We start from the raw sequence: 18,423 nt of genomic DNA on the forward strand, positions 1-18,423 counted from the left end.
TGCCCCAACATAATCGACCTATGGTAAACTGTTTTTTGTATGAGCATTCCTAACCATATTCTTGAACAACTCAATAGCCAAGCTGACCTGATCAGCATCATTGGCAAACACACCACGCTTAAACGCGCTGGTAGTGAATATAAAGGCTGCTGCCCTTTTCACGGGGAAAAATCGCCTTCTTTTTATGTCAATCCACAAAAAAATATCTATCACTGTTTTGGCTGTAGCGTCGGTGGCAATGCCATCAGTTTTTTGCGCGATTACGAGAATCTCACCTTTATCGAAGCAGTCAATGAGCTATCTAAACAAACAGGCATTGAAGTACCAAAAGAAGAGCAACAGAACGTCAGCTATCAACGCCGTACGCCAAAACCTATTGCACCGCCGCCAGTTCACAATGTACCTAGCCCAACGATAGAGCACAGCAAAGTAAATCAAGACGGTGCAAACCAAGACGGCACAAACCAAGACAGCTATCGAAATAACTATCAAAACAACCGTCAAGCCAGTCATCAAAATAATGTTGACCAAAGCGACCAAAATCACATAGACCAGTCAAGTTATGATGACGCTCAGGGTTACGATAATTTCCCGCCGCTAGAGGCTTACGAGTCAGCATCTTATTCGATGGACTCGTATCCATCAGAGCCGTATTCTTCAAACCATGCGGACGATGGTGGCTATCTACCAGTGTGGCTGACAGATAACGATGCAAGTATGGCTAGCATTGATCAGAACGCTGATCAAGATGGCAATTTGTACGATCTGCTAGAGCAAATTCAGCAGTTCTATCAGCATAATCTACACACTCACCCTCATGCCAAGCAATACTTTTTGTCACGCGGACTCACTGAAGAGACTTTTGAGACTTTTGGTCTTGGCTATGCGCCATTTGGCTGGCAGCATCTTGAGCATCAGTTTCCACAAGATATTGAAGGACTTAAGGCACTAGGGCTCGTGCGCCAATCAGAGTCTGGCCGTGACTACGATCTGCTGCGTGATCGGGTTATTTTTCCTATTCGTGACAACCAAGGCCGCACCATTGGTTTTGGTGGTCGGGCGCTCGACGATGAGGTCAAGCCAAAATACATCAACTCCTCAGACTCGCCCGTTTTTCATAAGCAGCACGTACTCTATGGCTATTACGAATCACGGCAGCAGCGTGCTAACGACTGGCTGGTGGTCGAAGGCTATATGGATGTCATTGCTCTCTATCAAGCGGGCATCTATGGGGCGGTCGCCTCGATGGGTACGGCAATCAATGAAAGCCAAATATCGCGGCTATTGACACTCAATCCAACGCTGACTTTGAGTTTTGATGGCGACAGTGCCGGACAAAAAGCCGCTTGGCGTACGCTTGAAGTTGCTCTGCCTGTATTGGCTGATGACAAAGAGCTGCGGTTTTTGACCCTACCTAATAATCATGATCCTGATACGTTTATCAAGAGTCATGGCAGCGATGCCATGCGTGAGCAAATCAGCCAAGCCATGCCGTTATCACAGTATATTTTTGCGTACTTAAGTGAGCGCTATGACATGAGTCTGGCTGAAGGTAAAGCCAAGCTCATGTCGCAAGTACGCTCATTGACGACCGCTTTGCCAAAAGGCAGTAGCTTTCGCTATCTGCTCAACAATGATGTTTATCAAAAGCTTGGCGGCAGGCGCAGTCAAAATGTCGAGGCTAAAGATGCGCTGCTAGACTTTGATGGTGATATGACCATCAGCCAACAATTGCAGCTGTGCTTTTTGTTTCAGCCGCGCGCACTCATTGATGACCCTATCGAATCGATTTGGCAACAGTCTGGGCTGACAAGATTACAGCTGCCTGCTCACATACAAAAAAAGGCGGCAAGCGATGCATTGCGCGCAATCGCATGGGAAGACTTGCAAGATGCGGCTTTATTAAATGTTGTCACAACGATTAAGCGGTGCATAAAGTATTTGCCCACCGATGCCAATGCGGCGGCACATTTTGTATTATCAAATCTGGATCAATCCCATCAAGTGACGCTAAGCAGTAGCTGGGGCGGATTTTATCGGGCACTAACAGCAAGAAATGTATTGAGTCTCGACGACTTGATCGAGGAGCTTGTCAGCTCACTGCTTGAGCGTAATATAAAAAAGAAGATGCAAGAGCTGATAAAAAACCCTGATCATATCAAGCAAGCGATTGTACGTATGCAGGCCCAGCACTTGAGCAATTGGCTGCGCGCGCAGCATGCCGAACGCTCATCACAGATGGTCACCGTTCAGTCTTAATGTTTAATTATCAAATCATGCCCCTTTAAAATTCTAGCCACTGCCCCCACTACTAATGATTATGCCCAGTAGCATGAGTCACTCCTAAATCATTTAGCTGATGGCAAATAAACGGCAAAAAATGGTCGGTAGCTATCACTAGCTCGTGCTTGACGACTACGGTCTGTGTTAAACTGTGTCGCTGTATATTGACAGCACTGCTTGGTTAATGATTGTGAGCATGCATCTTTAAGCACAAATTTTAGGTATTATTTTACGTATCTGCTTTTAGATACTATTTTTGAGTATTAAATTTTAAGTACTATATTTTTTTAGGTACTGTATTGAAGTCTTTTTAGCTTTTCTAATTTTTAGCTGTTTTTTAGCATTGTTATTGTAGTGTTTTGAGCCTTTATTCATATCAACTCATTTTTGATATTATTGACAACCTCTACGCCATATTTTGATCAATCGATTGATAAGATCAACGCAAAGAGCGAGCGATAGCGAGTCACAATATAAAAATGTCCGATGCAAGTAAGCGAGTATTTATGAACGATAAGTCAGTTTCTAAGTCCACATCTCAACTGGCCACCTTAATCCAAATGGGCAAAGAGCAAGGGTATCTTACCTACGCTGAGGTGAATGACCAGCTGCCCGACTCTATTACCGAAAGCGATCAGATCGAAGATATTGTGCAGATGCTAACCGATGTTGGTATCAAAATCTTTGAATCAGCTCCTGATGCCGATGACATCTTGATGAACGATGATTCAAGTGATGATGACATGGCAGCAGATGAGGCAGCGGCGGTACTCGCCTCTGTTGAGACTGAGCCTGGTCGTACCACTGACCCTGTCCGTATGTATATGCGTGAGATGGGTACAGTTGATCTTCTTACCCGTGAAGGTGAGATCTCCATTGCTAAGCGTATCGAAGAAGGTATTCGTGATGTACAGCATGCCATGGCTTACTGGCCTGGCACCGTACAATTCGTCCTTGATGAATACCAAAAAGTACAAGATGGCGAAAAAAAGCTATCTGACGTCATCACTGGTTTCTTAGATCCTGAAACCGAAGAAGATAAAATCGCCGCTCAAGAAGCCAAAGTTGCGGCAAAAGAAGAGCGTGAGCGCATCAAAGAAGAAAAAGAAAACCCGCCTATCATCAAAGCTAAAGTGAATGCCAAAGCCGCAGCACTTGATGATGACGAAGATGAAGACGAAGACGACGTGGAAGAAGAAGCTGAAGAAGAAACCAGCGGTCTTGATCCAGAAGAAGTACGTTTGCGTCTAGAAGAGATCGAGCATCTATTTATCAAAGCCAAGCAAGCGCTGCTTGATTATGGTCGTGGTAGCGTGCAGGCGGATACTGCGTACGCGTTACTTGCTGAACGCTTTATGATGCTAAAGCTCAATAATCGCTTGTCAGACCAAGTCATGGCGATCATGCATGATGTCTACGACGACGTGCGTAAGCAAGAGCGTCAAATCATGCGCTTGGTGATTCGCCGTGGTCGTATGCCACGTGAAGAATTCCGTAAGACCTTCCCTAGCAATGAAACCAATGTCGATTGGCTCATTGAGCGTATCAAAGGTAAGCCTGCATTTGCGGGCACCCTAGAAAAAGTTACTGACGACGTCATTTTACTTCAGCGCCGCATTCGTGATTACGAGCAACAGCTCGACATGAAAATCCACGACATGAAAGACGTGGCACGTCGTATGGCAGTTGGTGAAGCAAAAGCTCGCCGCGCGAAAAAAGAAATGGTTGAGGCCAACTTGCGTCTGGTTATCTCTATTGCCAAAAAATACACTAACCGTGGCCTACAGTTCTTGGATCTGATCCAAGAAGGTAATATCGGTTTGATGAAAGCGGTTGATAAGTTTGAGTATCGCCGTGGTTATAAGTTCTCAACGTATGCCACATGGTGGATTCGTCAGGCAATCACGCGCTCTATCGCTGACCAAGCACGTACCATCCGTATCCCTGTGCATATGATTGAGACGATCAACAAGATCAACCGTGTCTCACGTCAGCTGCTACAAGAAATGGGCCGCGAGCCAACGCCTGAGGAATTAGGCGAACGTTTAGAGATGGACGAAGTCAAAGTCCGTAAGGTGCTCAAGATTGCCAAAGAGCCTATCTCTATGGAGACGCCTATCGGTGATGATGAAGATTCACACTTAGGTGACTTCATAGAAGATGGTACGATCTCAAGCCCTGTCGACGATGCAACGTCTGCTGGACTACAAGAAGCCACTCGTGATGTACTCGGTAATCTAACTGAGCGTGAAGCCCGTGTCCTAAAAATGCGTTTCGGTATCGACATGCCAACGGATCATACTTTAGAAGAAGTTGGTAAGCAGTTCGATGTTACCCGTGAGCGTATTCGTCAGATCGAGGCAAAAGCGTTGCGTAAACTGCGTCATCCCTCACGTTCTGAGCATTTACGTTCTTTCCTTGAAAATGACTAATATTCAATGAAGCTAAATAAAAAAAGCCGAGTTTATCTCGGCTTTTTTGTGTTTGTTAATCTATGTTATCAATGCGCGCCTAAATTTTGCTCAGCATCTGGTTTGTCATGCACACCGAAATTGTCTATCATCGTCTGGCTTGCCTCGTTCAAACCAATAAGCTCTACCTCAGTGCCTTCACGGCGAAATTTGATAATGACTTTATCAATCGCAGCGATTGCTGTTCAATAACTACTTTAGAGACAGACTCTTTAATATCAAAGGATTCAGTCATACGCTCTGCTGACGAAAAGCATAGGCGAGGATTTAACTTTTTGACCATCCCAATTACCGAGCTTAAGTGACCACCCTACTTCTTAGTTTGAATAAATTTATAGTCTTTTGGGCTTTACAGACTTAGATTCTGTATTAGAATCATACGGCACCTGCAATACTACGCTCACAGATTTCATCGCTAGGAAACTGACATGATTGTCCGGCAAACACCCCACCCGTTTAAGATATTTTTCGCCCTTCGCGGTTCAATCATTCCAAAAATCTATCCGCAGCTGCTATTGGTTACCATCCTTAGTACAGCCATTACCATTATTCAACACTGGATTCCTGACTCTTTTCCTTATTATGGTATCACCACTTTTACCTTATTGGGCATCGCATTATCGCTGTTTTTGGGATTTCGAAATAATGCCAGCTATCAGCGTTGGTGGGAAGCACGGATGCTATGGGGCCAGTTGGTATATGATGCTCGCAGCTTAACGCGCCAAGTCTTATCCTTTATAGATGATGACAACGAGCATGGTCGTGAGACTCAGCGCACCATGGTATATCTGACCATTGCTTTTGCACATGCGGTGCGCCACAGGCTGCGTGGTACGCCACCTTGGGCGGACATAGATCCCTTTGTCGCATCCATACATCATAATGGTATGCGCCAAGCAAAAAATGTCCCTGACCATATAATGCGCCTCATGGGTAAGCATCTCGGCGATATTCGGCGTCAAGGACTGGTCTCAGAGCAAGTCATCCAAAACATGGATGAGCGCCTGACCTCTATGACGATTGTCTTGGCAGCCTGCGAGCGTATTCATAACACACCGCTACCTTTTGCTTATATGCTGCTGGTACATCGTACGACCTACTTGTATTGCGTCATGCTGCCTTTTGGCTTGGTCGCCTCGCTTGGTTGGGCAACGCCCTTGGTTTGTGCCGTGATTGCTTATACGTTTTTTGGGTTAGATGCGCTGAGCGAAGAGCTAGAAGAGCCGTTTGGTTTGGCGGCTAATCAGTTACCTCTGACCGCCTTGTCACGCACGATCGAAATAAATCTGCGAGAAGCGCTGGGAGAAACCAATCTGCCGACTGATATTATGCCTATTGATGGTTATTTGCCGTAAATATTGCCGTCATCTAAGCGCCATACAATGAACGAGCGGCAAACGTAACTTGAATAATCCACCGCACGCCACTATAAATAGCAGACAAAGGTACTGTAGGTAAAATCTCTACTCTAACCAGCTGATTTATTCAAAAATATTATCTATAAAAGCGAGGCTCATATCATGAGTGATGATTCAAAAAATAATAACGACAACGTCGACAACAATGTAAATAACCCAACCAGCAATCAGCCATCAGTGAAAGTCACTGATTTGACGCCAAATAAAGGCGTTCTGAAAGGCAAAAAAACAGACATTCAAAACCCAGAGCTTTGGGAGTTCCCGATGAACTACCCACTCAGCATCATTGGTCATGAAGGTGAGCACGAGAGCCTGCTTAATGAAATCAAGCTGATCTTGGGTAGCCAATTCCCTGATTTTGATTTGGCCTCTATTGAAGTGAAACCTTCTAGAACGGGTCGCTTTCATTCAGCACGGGTCAATCTGTACCTAACAGCCGCTGATCAAGTCAATACACTTTATGCCGCGCTTGATAACGCCAAGACGGTCCGCATGGTTTTGTAAATCGTTCAGACAGGTTTAGCGCCTTTTGGTCCAAGTCGTCACTCGCTAGTAATAACATATGGGTGGCGATTTTTTGTGGTTTGATGTACAATCTGCGCCCGCATTATTGCCGCCATGGTGATGGTTATCAGGCGACAATCACTGAGAAAATAAAAAGCAAACGGCCACACTATTTTTACAAAAAATTTATGATCGACCGCATTTGCGTCTAACCCTTATCCCATCGTCCTTTGCCAAAATTTGGACTGCCTACAACCTTGTAGCAACATAGTTTTATCCTAAAATCAATATAGTATTTTCAAAATTTTCCCGCTATATTGTGCCTACCGATTAACAAACACGCTATATGTAGTACTCAGTGATTTTTGCTATCACTATGGGTAGTGGCTGCTTGTTGCCAAAAAACTACTGCTACCATCGACTACAATCGCGTCATAAAGAATGTCTGCCGCTCCTTTGGCGCGCAGCATCACTATAAGCAATCAAAATAGAGGCCAACATGACACATATTGATAAAATCCAAGTAACCAAGCGTGATGGACGTTTAGAGCCTATTAATTTAGACAAAATTCATAAGGTAATAGCGTGGGCGGCGGATGGATTGGACAACGTCTCTGTGTCGCAAGTTGAGCTAAAGTCGCACATCCAGTTTTATGAAGGCATCAAAACCCGTGATATTCACGAAACCATCATCAAATCTGCTGCCGACCTTATCTCTGAGACCACGCCTGATTATCAATATCTCGCCGCGCGCTTGGCGATCTTCCATCTACGTAAGATTGCGTATAACCAGTTTGAGCCGCCGCACCTGTATGACCATGTCAAAACGCTCACCGACGCGGGCAAATATGATAAGCATATCCTAGCGGACTATAGCCGTGCTGAATTTGACGAGTTAGAAGAATATCTGGATCATTGGCGTGATATGAACCTTGCCTATGCTGCTGTCGAGCAAATGGCAGGGAAATACCTAGTACAAGACCGTGTCACGAAGACCGTGTACGAAAGCCCGCAGTTCTTATATATGCTCGTGGGCATGTGTCTATTTGCCAATTACGACAAAGCTGAGCGCTTAAGCTACGTCAAACGCTTCTATGATGCGACCTCAGAATTCAAAATATCACTACCGACGCCGATCATGTCAGGTGTGCGTACGCCATCGCGTCAGTTCAGCTCGTGCGTACTGATCGAATGTGGTGATAGCCTAGACTCAATCAACGCGACCACCAGCGCCATCGTACGCTACGTGTCACAGCGCGCTGGTATCGGCATCAACGCAGGTCGTATCCGTGCCCTTGGTAGCCCGATCCGTGGCGGTGAAGCGCAGCATACTGGCTGTATCCCATTCTACAAACTGTTCCAAACAGCGGTGAAATGCTGCTCACAAGGTGGCGTCCGTGGCGGTGCTGCGACCCTATTTTACCCACTATGGCATTTGGAAGTTGAGTCATTACTGGTACTCAAAAACAACCGCGGCGTCGAAGACAACCGTGTCCGTCATATGGACTACGGCGTACAATTGAACAAAACGATGTACACGCGCCTCATCAAAGGTCAAGACATCTCGCTATTTTCACCAAGTGACACGCCAGGCCTATATGATGCGTTCTTTGAAGACCAAGACAAATTCGAAGAACTATATAACAAATACGAAAACGACCCTAACATCCGTAGCCGTCAAATCCCAGCTGCTGATTTGTTCAGCCTAATGATGCAAGAGCGCGCCAGCACGGGTCGTATCTATATCCAAAACGTCGATCATTGTAACACCCATAGCCCATTTGACGCGGCCATTGCGCCGATTCGCCAGTCAAACCTATGTATGGAAATCGCACTACCGACCAAACCACTGGATAATATCAATGACGAAGAAGGCGAAATCGCCCTATGTACGCTATCAGCGGTCAACTTGGGTAAAGTCGAAAACGTCAGCGATATCGAAGAGCCAGCCGAGCTAATCGTCCGTGCGCTTGACGCCCTGCTCGACTACCAAGACTATCCAGTTAAAGCCGCTCAAAACGGCAGCATGCGTCGCCGTACGCTTGGTGTGGGCGTAATCAACTATGCTTACTACTTGGCTAAGAATGGCGCACGCTACTCTGACGACAGCGCGCTTGGTCTGACCCATCAGACGTTTGAAGCACTACAGTACTATCTCCTAAAAGCGTCAAACAAATTGGCAAAAGAGCAAGGCGCGTGCCCTGCATTCAATGAGACCACGTACTCACAAGGTATCTTGCCGATTGATACGTACAAAGCCGACTTGGACAAAATCTGCCAAGAGCCGCTACATCTCGATTGGGAAACGCTACGTAGGGATATCACGGAACACGGTCTACGCAACTCTACCCTAACCGCCTTGATGCCGTCTGAGACCTCAAGCCAGATCGCTAACGCGACCAACGGTATCGAGCCACCACGTGGTCTGGTCTCTATCAAAGCGTCAAAAGACGGCATCTTAAAGCAAGTCGTGCCTGAGATTGCTACCCTAAAAGATCAGTACGAGCTACTATGGCAAATGCCAAACAATGACGGTTACCTAAAGCTGGTCGCTATCATGCAAAAATTCGTCGATCAAAGCATCTCTGCCAATACCAACTACGACCCTGTTCGTTATGCTGGTGGCCGTGTACCGATGAAAATATTGCTAAAAGACTTGCTAAACGCTTATAAGATGGGTGTGAAGACGTTGTACTACCATAACACTCGTGATGGTGCGAACGATGCGCAAGCGGATATGGAAGATGATTGTGCTGGCGGGGCGTGTAAGATTTAAGCTCTGATGGATGGCAGGTTTGGCTTTTGGGTTAAGTCCGCTATTTTTTACTTTTCTAACATTGGTTTCTACTATCATTAAATAAGGATTTTTTATGCTAGTTTCAGAATATACAGGAACGTTGAAAATTGCTGACGTTGAATTAGAATGCGCTGTCCTCAATGATGGTAGACGAATAATAAAGCATTCAGATGTTTTCAAAGCTTTAGGTAGAGAAGTAAGAGGTAATGCACGTTTACCTGATACACCTTCTTTTATGGATGCTAAAAATTTACAGCCATATATCTCTAATGAATTAAATGATGTTAAGGAGAAGATTTTATATAAGGATGAAAATGGCAAAATCTTTCAAGGTTTCGATGCCATTATTATTCCTTTAGTTTGTGAGTTATATATATTAGCCGATGAAGCAGGTGCAGTAACCTATAAAAACCAAAAAGATACTGCTATGCAAGCTTCTATTATTATTAGATCCTTAGCTAAGGTTGGTATTGTTGCATTAGTAGATGAGGCAACAGGATACCAAAATATTCGTAAAGCGGAAGCCTTACAAGAAATTCTTAATTTGTATATTACTAAGGATCTTCTTGCATGGACAAAAACATTTCCCGATGAGTTTTATGAGCAAATCTTTAGATTAAAAGGTTGGAAGTGGAGTACATTTAATAGACCTGGCGTTGTTGGAAAATATACTAACGATGTAGTTTACGATCGAATGGCAGTTGGTTTAGTTAATGAGCTAAAAACACTTAATCCAAGAGATGAAAAAGGTCTTGCTAAGCATAGAGACCATCAACATTTATCAGAAAATCAGGGAAGAAAAGCATTAGAAATGCATTTACATGCTGTGATTGGATTAATGAGAGCATCAGATAGTTGGGAAGAATTCATGTACTCTGTCAACAAAGCGTACCCTAAGAAAGGCTCTATTGAAGACTTATTCCCTGAAACTCTAAATCCTAAAAACCTTAATTAGCCATTATAGATTGAATAATGCTTGAGACACTCAGCTATTTCAAATTAATAATTTGTTAAGTGTAATTCTATAACACTAAAATATTAGACTTTGAATTAGGTCATGAATAGAACGAAAAACACTTGTGATGAGTGCGAATCATCATACTTTATAGATAGCGCAAAAATGGCAAGTTTATGCCCCGATTGCGCTCACAAAATTTATGGCTATTCAAACTGCAACCATCATTTTGTAGATGGTATTTGTATGAAATGTGGCTGGAATGGTCAAGAATCTGATTATGTAAAAGACCTATAGTCATTACGCCAGCGGCAAAGCAGATACAAGCGGTAAGCGAGATTGGCTACCGCAAATATTTAAATTTAACACAGTAACAAATAAGACCTAATTTTCGTGCTAAAATTAGCCCTATATTTAGAGCGTAATTTTAGCGGAGAATGAATCATGCAACCAATATTTGCGACACAAACAGCCAGTATCTCAGAGCTAAAAAACAATCCTTCTGCCTTAATCAAGCAGTCAGATGGTGAGTCGATTGCTATTTTAAACCACAATAAACCCGTGGCTTATCTAGTTTCGACAGACGTTTTTGAGCGCATGATGGAAGCGATGGACGATATGGCACTCAGCCAAACCGTAAACGCACGGATGAATGATGGGCAAGCGCCTATCAAGGTCACTTTAGATGACTTATAGTCTTGAGTTTCACCCGTTAGCATTAAAAGAATGGAAAAAGATAGCGCCAAGTATCCAGCAGCAGTTTAAGAAAAAATTACAGCAGCGACTATCCAACCCTCATGTGCCTGCATCAAAACTCTCTGGGCACACAGACACTTATAAAATTAAATTACGCACCATAGGGTATCGTTTGGTATATACCGTCAAAGACGATGTGGTGGTGGTTTATGTATTGGCAGTCGGTAAAAGAGAAAACAACAAGGTATATGACAGTCTGGCGACGCGTCAACCCTAACGAAAACACGTAAGCAGCAATAAAAATAACGGAGGTCATGTGCAATATACCGCAATCATCAAAGACGGTGGTTTGTTTATCCCAAACGTATTTTCAGACCTAAACGATGGTGGCTCGCATATCGTACAAGTCGAGGTTGATATTGCAGAGGTGCGTCAGCAGTTAGGTGTGGATGAAGCGCCAAAGGCAGCCGTCACCAAAAAAAGCGTGGCAAAAGCAGGCAAAAAACCTGTATCGAGAACGGCTAAAAAAGACGTAAAAACAGCAGCAGAAGCGTCTGATGTAAGTACCCTACGCAAAAGCGCACTGGATGAATTAGAAGCACTCGATGATAGTGAGCTGAGCGAGATATTCAAAGCCTATATGAACGATGGCAAAGAGCCCTCACAGATATCACTAGAGAACCTCTAAGCTAAAACGCTATAATTCAAAAACGTGTCATAACATCAAATCAAAACCCGTCAAACCCATATAAATTAATAACCGTATCAATGATAAAGGCAGTCCCATGACTTACTCGATTTTTTCGCAAACGCCAAACAATGCGCTAACAGAGCCGATGTTCTTTGGTCAGCCCGTCAACGTGGCGCGCTATGACCAACAAAAGCACCCTATCTTTGAGCAATTGATTGAAAAGCAGCTGTCATTCTTTTGGCGTCCAGAAGAAGTTGATGTGTCACGCGACCGTATCGACTTTAGCAATCTGTCCTCGCATGAGCAGCACATATTTTTGAGCAACCTCAAGTATCAGACCCTACTCGACTCTATTCAAGGTCGTAGTCCAAACGTGGTGCTACTGCCGTTAGTGTCTATCCCTGAGCTTGAGACGTGGATTGAGACATGGTCGTTTAGCGAGACGATTCACTCACGCAGCTATACTCATATCATTCGTAATATCGTCAATGACCCAAACATTATCTTTGATGACATTATGCAAAACGAGCACATCTTAGGTCGTGCCTCTGATATCGCCCAATACTATGATGAACTGTATCGCAACTCGCAGCTATATAGCTTATACGGTCCAGGTACGCATAATATCAATGGCGAGCAAGTGACCGTTGATTTGAGATCGCTGAAAAAGCAGATGTACCTGTGCATTATGGCGGTCAACGTCCTAGAGGCCATTCGTTTCTATGTGTCATTTGCCTGCTCATTTGCCTTTGCTGAGCGCAAATTGATGGAAGGCAATGCCAAAATCATCAAACTTATCGCTCGTGACGAAGCGTTGCACTTGACCGGTACGCAGCACATGCTGAACCTCATGCGTAATGGTCGTGACGATCCTGAGATGGTCGAGATTGCCGCCGAATGTTTTGATGAAAGTATTGAGATATTCCGCAAGGCAGCTGAGCAAGAAAAAGAATGGGCAGGCTATCTGTTCAAAGATGGCTCGATGATCGGTCTCAACGAAGACATTCTATGCCAATATATCGAATACATCACCAACTTACGTATGGAAACCGTCGGCTTGCCAGCGGCGTTCCCGAACTCAAAATCAAACCCAATCCCGTGGATTAATACATGGTTGTCGTCTGATAATGTGCAGGTAGCACCGCAAGAGACCGAGATTAGCTCGTACTTGGTCGGTCAGATTGACTCTGACTTATCAGACAGTGACTTTGACGACTTTGAACTATAAAGGCTCCGAATTATAAGAGCTGAGTTGTAAGAGCTTTGAGCTATAAAAATCTGAACTATAAGAGCTTTGAGCTATAAAGGTTTTAAATTATAAAGGCTTGATCTGTAATCATTTTATCGGTTAATAGTAGGGATAGTAATAGCACAGATATCCCAATAGGATGAGCGATGACTTGGGTAATGACCAGTAAAAAGCAGTTCTATCTACATGATGACGAGAGCCTGTTAGATGGATTGCTACGCACCGGACACGATGTCAACTATCAATGCCGCGAGGGCTACTGTGGTAGCTGCCGAGTCAAGCGTATTGCTAGCTCGCATACGGTCGATTATCCATTTAACCCGCTTGCCATGATTGAAGAGGATGAAATCCTGCCCTGCTGTTGCCGTGTGCGGGGTGTAATCTATATCAACCATGAGCTGATTGAAAAGCCTTAGCAAAATAGTAGGGACTAAAGACTGGCCTGAACATTAGCTTTTATGCTTTGATAAAATTTAACTCAATAAAAAAGCGCGCTCCTTATCCAAAGGAGCGCGCTTTTTTGTGTAATTTAGCAACACACTTTATTGTGCTACAGAGTCTTGCTCAAACAGTTTCATTAGCTCTTCGCGCATGCGATCACGCTCTGCTTCTGACATCATCGGTGCTTGCTGATCACCTTGGATACTGCCACCCATCCCATCCATACTCTCACCCTGTAGTACGACAGGACGCTCGATGGGCTCTTGCACTGGACGCTCTTCTAGCATTATTTTGACTTGAGCATTTTTGCCGCGGCGTAGTATCTGAGCATCCAACTCAGTGTTCGGCGGCTTACGAGCGACATATTGGATCAAGGTATTGGCATCGGTCATCTCGACACCATCGATGGTTAGGATGATATCGCCAACACGCAAACCACTCTTGGCAGCAGGACTGCCTTCGATGACGTTTAGCACTTCCACGCCCGTTGAGGTCTCAAGCTGCGTTGGGTCACGTAGCTGTGACTGGATTTCGATACCGAGCCAACCACGACTGACGCGGCCGTCTTTGATCAGCGCGTTCATCACTTGCTCGACCAATGATGTAGGAATCGCAAAGCCAATACCCATCGAGCCGCCAGAGCGCGAGAATATCACCGTATTGATACCGACTAGCTCACCACGAGCATCGACCAGCGCGCCACCTGAGTTACCTGGATTGATCGCCGCATCCGTCTGGATGAAGTCTTCGAACTTATTGACGCCCAGTCCAGTACGCCCAGTCGCTGAGATAATCCCTTGCGTCACCGTCTGACCGACCCCAAATGGATTACCAATTGCCAAAGCCAGATCCCCCACGCGAATAGGATCTTCGCGGAAACCAAGCGGCGTCAATCCTGTCATCTCAACCTTAATCACTGCTAGATCACTATCAGGGTCTGTACCGATGATTTTGGCGCGGCTCTTGCGTCCATCGTTAAATGCAACCGTGATCTCATCCGCTTTTTCGATGACATGCGCATTGGTCACGATATAGCCATCTTCTGATACGATCACACCAGAGCCTAGATTGGTATTGCCCTGCTCTTGTGATGGGCCACCATGATATTCAAAAAACCGGCGCAATACGGGATCATCCATATAAGGATGCTCTGTCATCGTTTGTGTGGTGTAGATATTGACGACCGACTGCGACGCGCGCGCAACTGCATTATGATAAGAAGAGATGGGCGCTGGTGTATCCGCAACTGGCTCTGACGCTTGCTGCTCGGCTGGCGGGGTTCTCGGCGGCTCCCACGTGGCCTCCGATGATGACTTCATACTCGTGAACAACCAGATAAACGCTACTAACACCAGCAGCAATAAGACCCAAGGCAACCATTTTAATAAAGAAACCTTGTTACGGGTGTTATTGGTGTTCTGGGATGACGACATATAGAACCTCTATAAATGTAATGCAGACGGACAGTGAGAAATAAGGTGAGAAGACTGCGATTATTCAACCATCATGGCTTGGATTATTCAACCATTATGGCTTGACTAGGTAATTGCTTGATTAGGCAATTAATAGCCAGAGCTAGGCAGACTCACATGTATAAATTATAACCGCAATGCCGTGAAATAGTAACGTATCGTGTACCATTTCAGTTATCCATCTTGTCTACTCTTTTACAGTGCCATGTTAAAATCATCGCTATCAGATATTTGCGATAGATAATGATCGATCATTTATCTTTTATGAGTCTTTGTCTTCAAACAACTTTTTTGAAGCACTATATTTGAATAATACTGCGTTACTGCAAGGCAATAACAATAAGGAAACCTAATGAGCCAAAACATGACTACTGAACCTTCGACCAACAGCATCAGCGCAGAATCATTGACGCAATTTTGTGATGAGTATCTATCTGCTAGTGCGTTCAAAGACTACGCGCCAAATGGCCTACAAGTAGATGGCGGTCGTCCAATACAACGTATCGTCACAGGGGTGACGGCGTGCGAGGCGCTGATTGATGCGGCTATCGCTGACAATGCCGATGCGATTATGGTGCATCATGGCTACTTTTGGAAAGGCGAGCCTGCGCCTATCACAGGTCTGAAAGGTCGACGTATCCGCAAATTGATGCAACATGGCATCTCTATGATTGGCTATCATTTACCGCTTGATGCGCACCCCGTGATTGGTAACAATGCCAAACTGGCGGACGTACTAGATATGACCATTACTGGCGCGCTCTACCCCAACGAATCACACCCTGTTGGTAATATCGCCACTTGTACACCGCAGAGTGCTGATAGCCTGATCGCAAAGATTACCCAAGCGCTCGGTCGTACCCCACTACATATTTCGTCTAATTATGAACATCACTCTGATAATAATGCGAAAACGACTGCCAATAGCGAGAGAGTGATCAAACGTGTCGGTATTTGTACAGGCGGTGCCCAAGATATGATCGAACAGGCTGCCATTATGGGCTGTGATGCATTTATCTCTGGCGAGATCTCTGAGCGTACCACGCATATTGCTCGTGAGCTGGGTATTGATTATTTTGCTTGTGGTCATCACGCAACAGAGCGCGGTGGTATTCAAGCGTTAGGAGAGATAGTCGCCCAAGAATATGGACTGCCAGTCACCTTTATTGATATTGAAAATCCAGCTTAGTATTGCCAATGTATCACCAATAACATAGCAATGATTAGGACAAAAGTAATGGGCTGAATAAGTAGCAGTTATAGGCGCAATTTTGGCAGTTATCGAAAGAGTCATTGATAAGTTTGTGACCAGCACGCGTATAACATGGCTAAATTTAACCGTTTATATCGCAATTGTTAAGTTTTATCGCTTTTTTCTTAACTCTACTTGAATAATGCAAGTGATATCCGCATATTACTACCTGTAAGAAAGAACGTTTTGTCATGAAACTTCCCATTATTATAGCTTCCGGTTATGGCGCTAAAATAATGCTGGCGGTTATCTGAAACTTTATCATGCTCTATGAGCAATGAAATTTTTGAACGTCGCCAGTTAAAACACGATGTATACACTCGATATTTGATTTATATCGTGTTTTTATTTTTAGTGTCGCGATGACAGTTGTGCACCACCTTTTTGATAGCATATTTTATAAGCTATCAAATATGGTTGAGCTGCTTACCCTCATTGCTGGACAATTAACTTTAGCAGCTAGCCACCTTACTACTAACCGCTCAAGGTGTCGTTAGTTATTAAAGTTAGCATTACCAAAGCAGATGAATATATTGGTATCAATGGTCAATCATTACCTTACCGCTTTGCTTGATGTCGTTGTCTCAATAACTTACTCATGACCTTACCTATGTCTGATATATAGTTGTTTGGCCATTAGCCATATTGCGTTATCGATGAAGGAATCATCTGATTTACATCCTTCGCGTAGTCGTGCGTCCAGATTTTGAAACGACTGTTTTATGCTTTTACTTTAAGCATATGAGTAACACCTCGATAGCGGGCTGACCCACAAATCCACATCGCTAACTCTTAGAGAGAGCATGCTAGTGGCGCTATAATCAAGCAGGATGACTGATACTTATTTTATTCAAAAGTATGATGTCGTCTGAAATGCTGTATTGATACATGCCAAATGATGTGCATGTATTTTTACGCGTTTTTGCGGTAAGAAGGATGGCTAAAATCAGGAGACATCCATGCAACGTATTACTTATCGTGTCAAAGGATCTGCGCAAGGTGCCAAACGTCGTATTTCTCATTTACTACGTCCATCTAAACGCCTACTTAACACCAGAAGTAACATCGTTTCATCTACCCCTACTGCGTCGGGTCGTTTTGCCAGAACCAAGAAGCTGGCACAAGTATCCAGTATCGCTCTGCTCTCTTTGCCTGCACAGAGCCTAACGACAATGAATACAAAGGTATCAGCCTATGCCAATGTCATGCTGCAAAACACTTTGACCATTGCCGCTGTCCCAGGTGATAGTACTTATTTTGCCACTGATGGCTTCCAACATGGCTTTGGTTTTGATCTCGTGCGCACCTATGCAGACGAGCTCGGTGTGGATATCAATCTAAAAGCCTATGCCAATGAAGAGGCTGCACTCAAAGCCTTGAGATCAGGTGACGCTGATATGGCGTTGACCACGGCTAGTACCAAACTAAAAAGCCAGCTCAATCTCTCATCTGTTAATGTCAGCTGTGGCTACGACTCAAGCTTGACTAAAAACGGTCTGCATCCAAAAGTCAGTTGGACGTTCAGCTCACCTAATGATCCACTGTCCAAAAAAGCCAGTTACTTCTTGTGCGATAGCATCAAGCTAAAAAACACACAGAAACTAGCGGCGTTCTACAATCAGAATTTGCTAAAAGACGCTTATAGTCAGGATCATTTCCAAAAAACACTGACAGAAAAACTGCCTGATTATCAGTCTTCGTTTGAAGAGCAAGCGCGCAATTACAATCATGATTGGGAATTGTTGGTTGCTATGGGTTATCAAGAGTCACATCTTGATGCCAATGCGGTATCTCCGACTGGCGTACGCGGCCTTATGATGCTGACCAATAACACTGCAAAGGCTATGGGCGTGTCAGATCGCGTTGATCCTTATCAAAGTATCGGCGGCGGTGCTCGTTATCTAGAGCAAATGAAAGCAGAGTTCGCGGATGTACCCAAGACTGATCGCGTCTGGTTTGCCCTTGCTGCTTACAACATGGGTCCAAATGCGGTGAAAAGCATTCAGCGTAAATTACGCGCCCAAGGCATTGACGACAAGAGCTGGGCGAACGTTTATGCGTATTTGGCGGACAACAAAGCATCAAACAGCCGTTATGGCCAAGCAATGCACTATGTTAGCAACATCAGAAGTTATCTTGAGTCTATCAAAACTCAAACTGTCTAGTTAATAGACTCCATTAGATATCGGATATC

At 44.5% G+C, this 18,423-nt stretch carries 14 protein-coding genes and 1 pseudogene; 13 read left to right on the plus strand and 2 right to left on the minus strand.

Going from position 1 to position 18,423, the window contains the following annotated elements:
* The first annotated feature begins 39 nt into the window (after nt 1–39).
* Both dnaG and rpoD read left to right on the plus strand, forming a co-directional pair.
* Nucleotides 40–2,259 (plus strand): DNA primase, encoded by a 2,220-nt coding sequence (gene dnaG, locus PSBA01_RS00090; protein ID WP_186474686.1) that lies wholly within the window; start codon nt 40–42, stop codon nt 2,257–2,259.
* Between the two features lie 530 nt (nt 2,260–2,789).
* Nucleotides 2,790–4,715 (plus strand): RNA polymerase sigma factor RpoD, encoded by a 1,926-nt coding sequence (gene rpoD, locus PSBA01_RS00095; protein WP_186474687.1) that lies wholly within the window; start codon nt 2,790–2,792, stop codon nt 4,713–4,715.
* A gap of 68 nt (nt 4,716–4,783) precedes the next feature.
* Here rpoD and PSBA01_RS00100 read toward each other — a convergent pair.
* A pseudogene (locus PSBA01_RS00100) lies at nt 4,784–5,007 on the minus strand (sodium-independent anion transporter); the annotation flags it as partial.
* Nucleotides 5,008–5,182: 175 nt separating this feature from the next.
* Here PSBA01_RS00100 and PSBA01_RS00105 point away from each other — a divergent pair.
* From PSBA01_RS00105 to yfaE, 9 genes are all read left to right on the plus strand, one after another.
* The gene (locus PSBA01_RS00105; protein WP_071001403.1) at nt 5,183–6,109 is read left to right on the plus strand and encodes a bestrophin family protein; all 927 of its coding nucleotides are present in this window, start codon (nt 5,183–5,185) and stop codon (nt 6,107–6,109) included.
* Nucleotides 6,110–6,385: 276 nt separating this feature from the next.
* Entirely contained in the window at nt 6,386–6,676 is a 291-nt protein-coding gene (locus tag PSBA01_RS00110; protein ID WP_058024867.1) for a YbeD family protein, read from the plus strand.
* A gap of 499 nt (nt 6,677–7,175) precedes the next feature.
* Nucleotides 7,176–9,452, plus strand: a complete 2,277-nt coding sequence (gene nrdA / locus PSBA01_RS00115; RefSeq protein ID WP_186474688.1) for a class 1a ribonucleoside-diphosphate reductase subunit alpha — start codon at nt 7,176–7,178, stop codon at nt 9,450–9,452.
* 94 nt (nt 9,453–9,546) lie between these two features.
* A complete protein-coding gene (locus PSBA01_RS00120) occupies nt 9,547–10,428 on the plus strand; it encodes a P63C domain-containing protein (RefSeq protein ID WP_186474689.1) in 882 nt (293 codons plus the stop codon).
* A gap of 444 nt (nt 10,429–10,872) precedes the next feature.
* Entirely contained in the window at nt 10,873–11,124 is a 252-nt protein-coding gene (locus tag PSBA01_RS00125) for a type II toxin-antitoxin system Phd/YefM family antitoxin (RefSeq protein ID WP_186474690.1), read from the plus strand.
* A complete protein-coding gene (locus PSBA01_RS00130) occupies nt 11,114–11,401 on the plus strand; it encodes a type II toxin-antitoxin system RelE family toxin (RefSeq protein ID WP_071001399.1) in 288 nt (95 codons plus the stop codon). Before PSBA01_RS00125 ends, PSBA01_RS00130 begins: the two co-directional genes overlap by 11 nt.
* 39 nt (nt 11,402–11,440) lie before the next feature.
* On the plus strand, nt 11,441–11,812 hold the full coding sequence (locus PSBA01_RS00135) for a hypothetical protein (protein ID WP_186474691.1): 372 nt from the start codon (nt 11,441–11,443) through the stop codon (nt 11,810–11,812).
* 97 nt (nt 11,813–11,909) lie between these two features.
* The gene (gene nrdB, locus PSBA01_RS00140) at nt 11,910–13,043 is read left to right on the plus strand and encodes a class Ia ribonucleoside-diphosphate reductase subunit beta (protein ID WP_186474692.1); all 1,134 of its coding nucleotides are present in this window, start codon (nt 11,910–11,912) and stop codon (nt 13,041–13,043) included.
* 167 nt (nt 13,044–13,210) lie between these two features.
* On the plus strand, nt 13,211–13,480 hold the full coding sequence (gene yfaE, locus PSBA01_RS00145; protein ID WP_071001396.1) for a class I ribonucleotide reductase maintenance protein YfaE: 270 nt from the start codon (nt 13,211–13,213) through the stop codon (nt 13,478–13,480).
* Nucleotides 13,481–13,606: 126 nt separating this feature from the next.
* Here the strand turns inward: yfaE and PSBA01_RS00150 are convergent, their stop codons facing one another.
* Nucleotides 13,607–14,938 (minus strand): S1C family serine protease, encoded by a 1,332-nt coding sequence (locus PSBA01_RS00150; RefSeq protein WP_071001395.1) that lies wholly within the window; start codon nt 14,936–14,938, stop codon nt 13,607–13,609.
* 391 nt (nt 14,939–15,329) lie between these two features.
* On the opposite strand from PSBA01_RS00150, the gene PSBA01_RS00155 reads away from it, so the two are divergent.
* A complete protein-coding gene (locus PSBA01_RS00155) occupies nt 15,330–16,166 on the plus strand; it encodes a Nif3-like dinuclear metal center hexameric protein (protein WP_186474693.1) in 837 nt (278 codons plus the stop codon).
* A 1,022-nt stretch (nt 16,167–17,188) separates the two neighbouring features.
* Nucleotides 17,189–18,394 carry a transglycosylase SLT domain-containing protein gene (locus tag PSBA01_RS00160; RefSeq protein ID WP_186474694.1) on the plus strand — a complete coding sequence of 402 codons (1,206 nt, stop codon included), beginning with the start codon at nt 17,189–17,191 and terminating at the stop codon, nt 18,392–18,394.
* The last annotated feature ends 29 nt before the right edge of the window (nt 18,395–18,423 follow it).

The organism is Psychrobacter sp. KCTC 72983, from assembly GCF_014280455.1.
Lineage (GTDB): Bacteria > Pseudomonadota > Gammaproteobacteria > Pseudomonadales > Moraxellaceae > Psychrobacter > Psychrobacter pacificensis.

Bases quoted from the DNA above. Each gene is read 5' to 3' on its own strand.
- dnaG (WP_186474686.1), top strand. From the start codon at position 40: ATGAGCATTCCTAACCATATTCTTGAACAACTCAATAGCCAAGCTGAC.
- rpoD (WP_186474687.1), top strand. From the start codon at position 2,790: ATGAACGATAAGTCAGTTTCTAAGTCCACATCTCAACTGGCCACCTTA.
- PSBA01_RS00105 (WP_071001403.1), top strand. From the start codon at position 5,183: ATGATTGTCCGGCAAACACCCCACCCGTTTAAGATATTTTTCGCCCTT.
- nrdA (WP_186474688.1), top strand. From the start codon at position 7,176: ATGACACATATTGATAAAATCCAAGTAACCAAGCGTGATGGACGTTTA.
- PSBA01_RS00120 (WP_186474689.1), top strand. From the start codon at position 9,547: ATGCTAGTTTCAGAATATACAGGAACGTTGAAAATTGCTGACGTTGAA.
- PSBA01_RS00125 (WP_186474690.1), top strand. From the start codon at position 10,873: ATGCAACCAATATTTGCGACACAAACAGCCAGTATCTCAGAGCTAAAA.
- PSBA01_RS00130 (WP_071001399.1), top strand. From the start codon at position 11,114: ATGACTTATAGTCTTGAGTTTCACCCGTTAGCATTAAAAGAATGGAAA.
- nrdB (WP_186474692.1), top strand. From the start codon at position 11,910: ATGACTTACTCGATTTTTTCGCAAACGCCAAACAATGCGCTAACAGAG.
- yfaE (WP_071001396.1), top strand. From the start codon at position 13,211: ATGACTTGGGTAATGACCAGTAAAAAGCAGTTCTATCTACATGATGAC.
- PSBA01_RS00150 (WP_071001395.1), bottom strand. From the start codon at position 14,938: ATGTCGTCATCCCAGAACACCAATAACACCCGTAACAAGGTTTCTTTA.
- PSBA01_RS00155 (WP_186474693.1), top strand. From the start codon at position 15,330: ATGAGCCAAAACATGACTACTGAACCTTCGACCAACAGCATCAGCGCA.
- PSBA01_RS00160 (WP_186474694.1), top strand. From the start codon at position 17,189: ATGCAACGTATTACTTATCGTGTCAAAGGATCTGCGCAAGGTGCCAAA.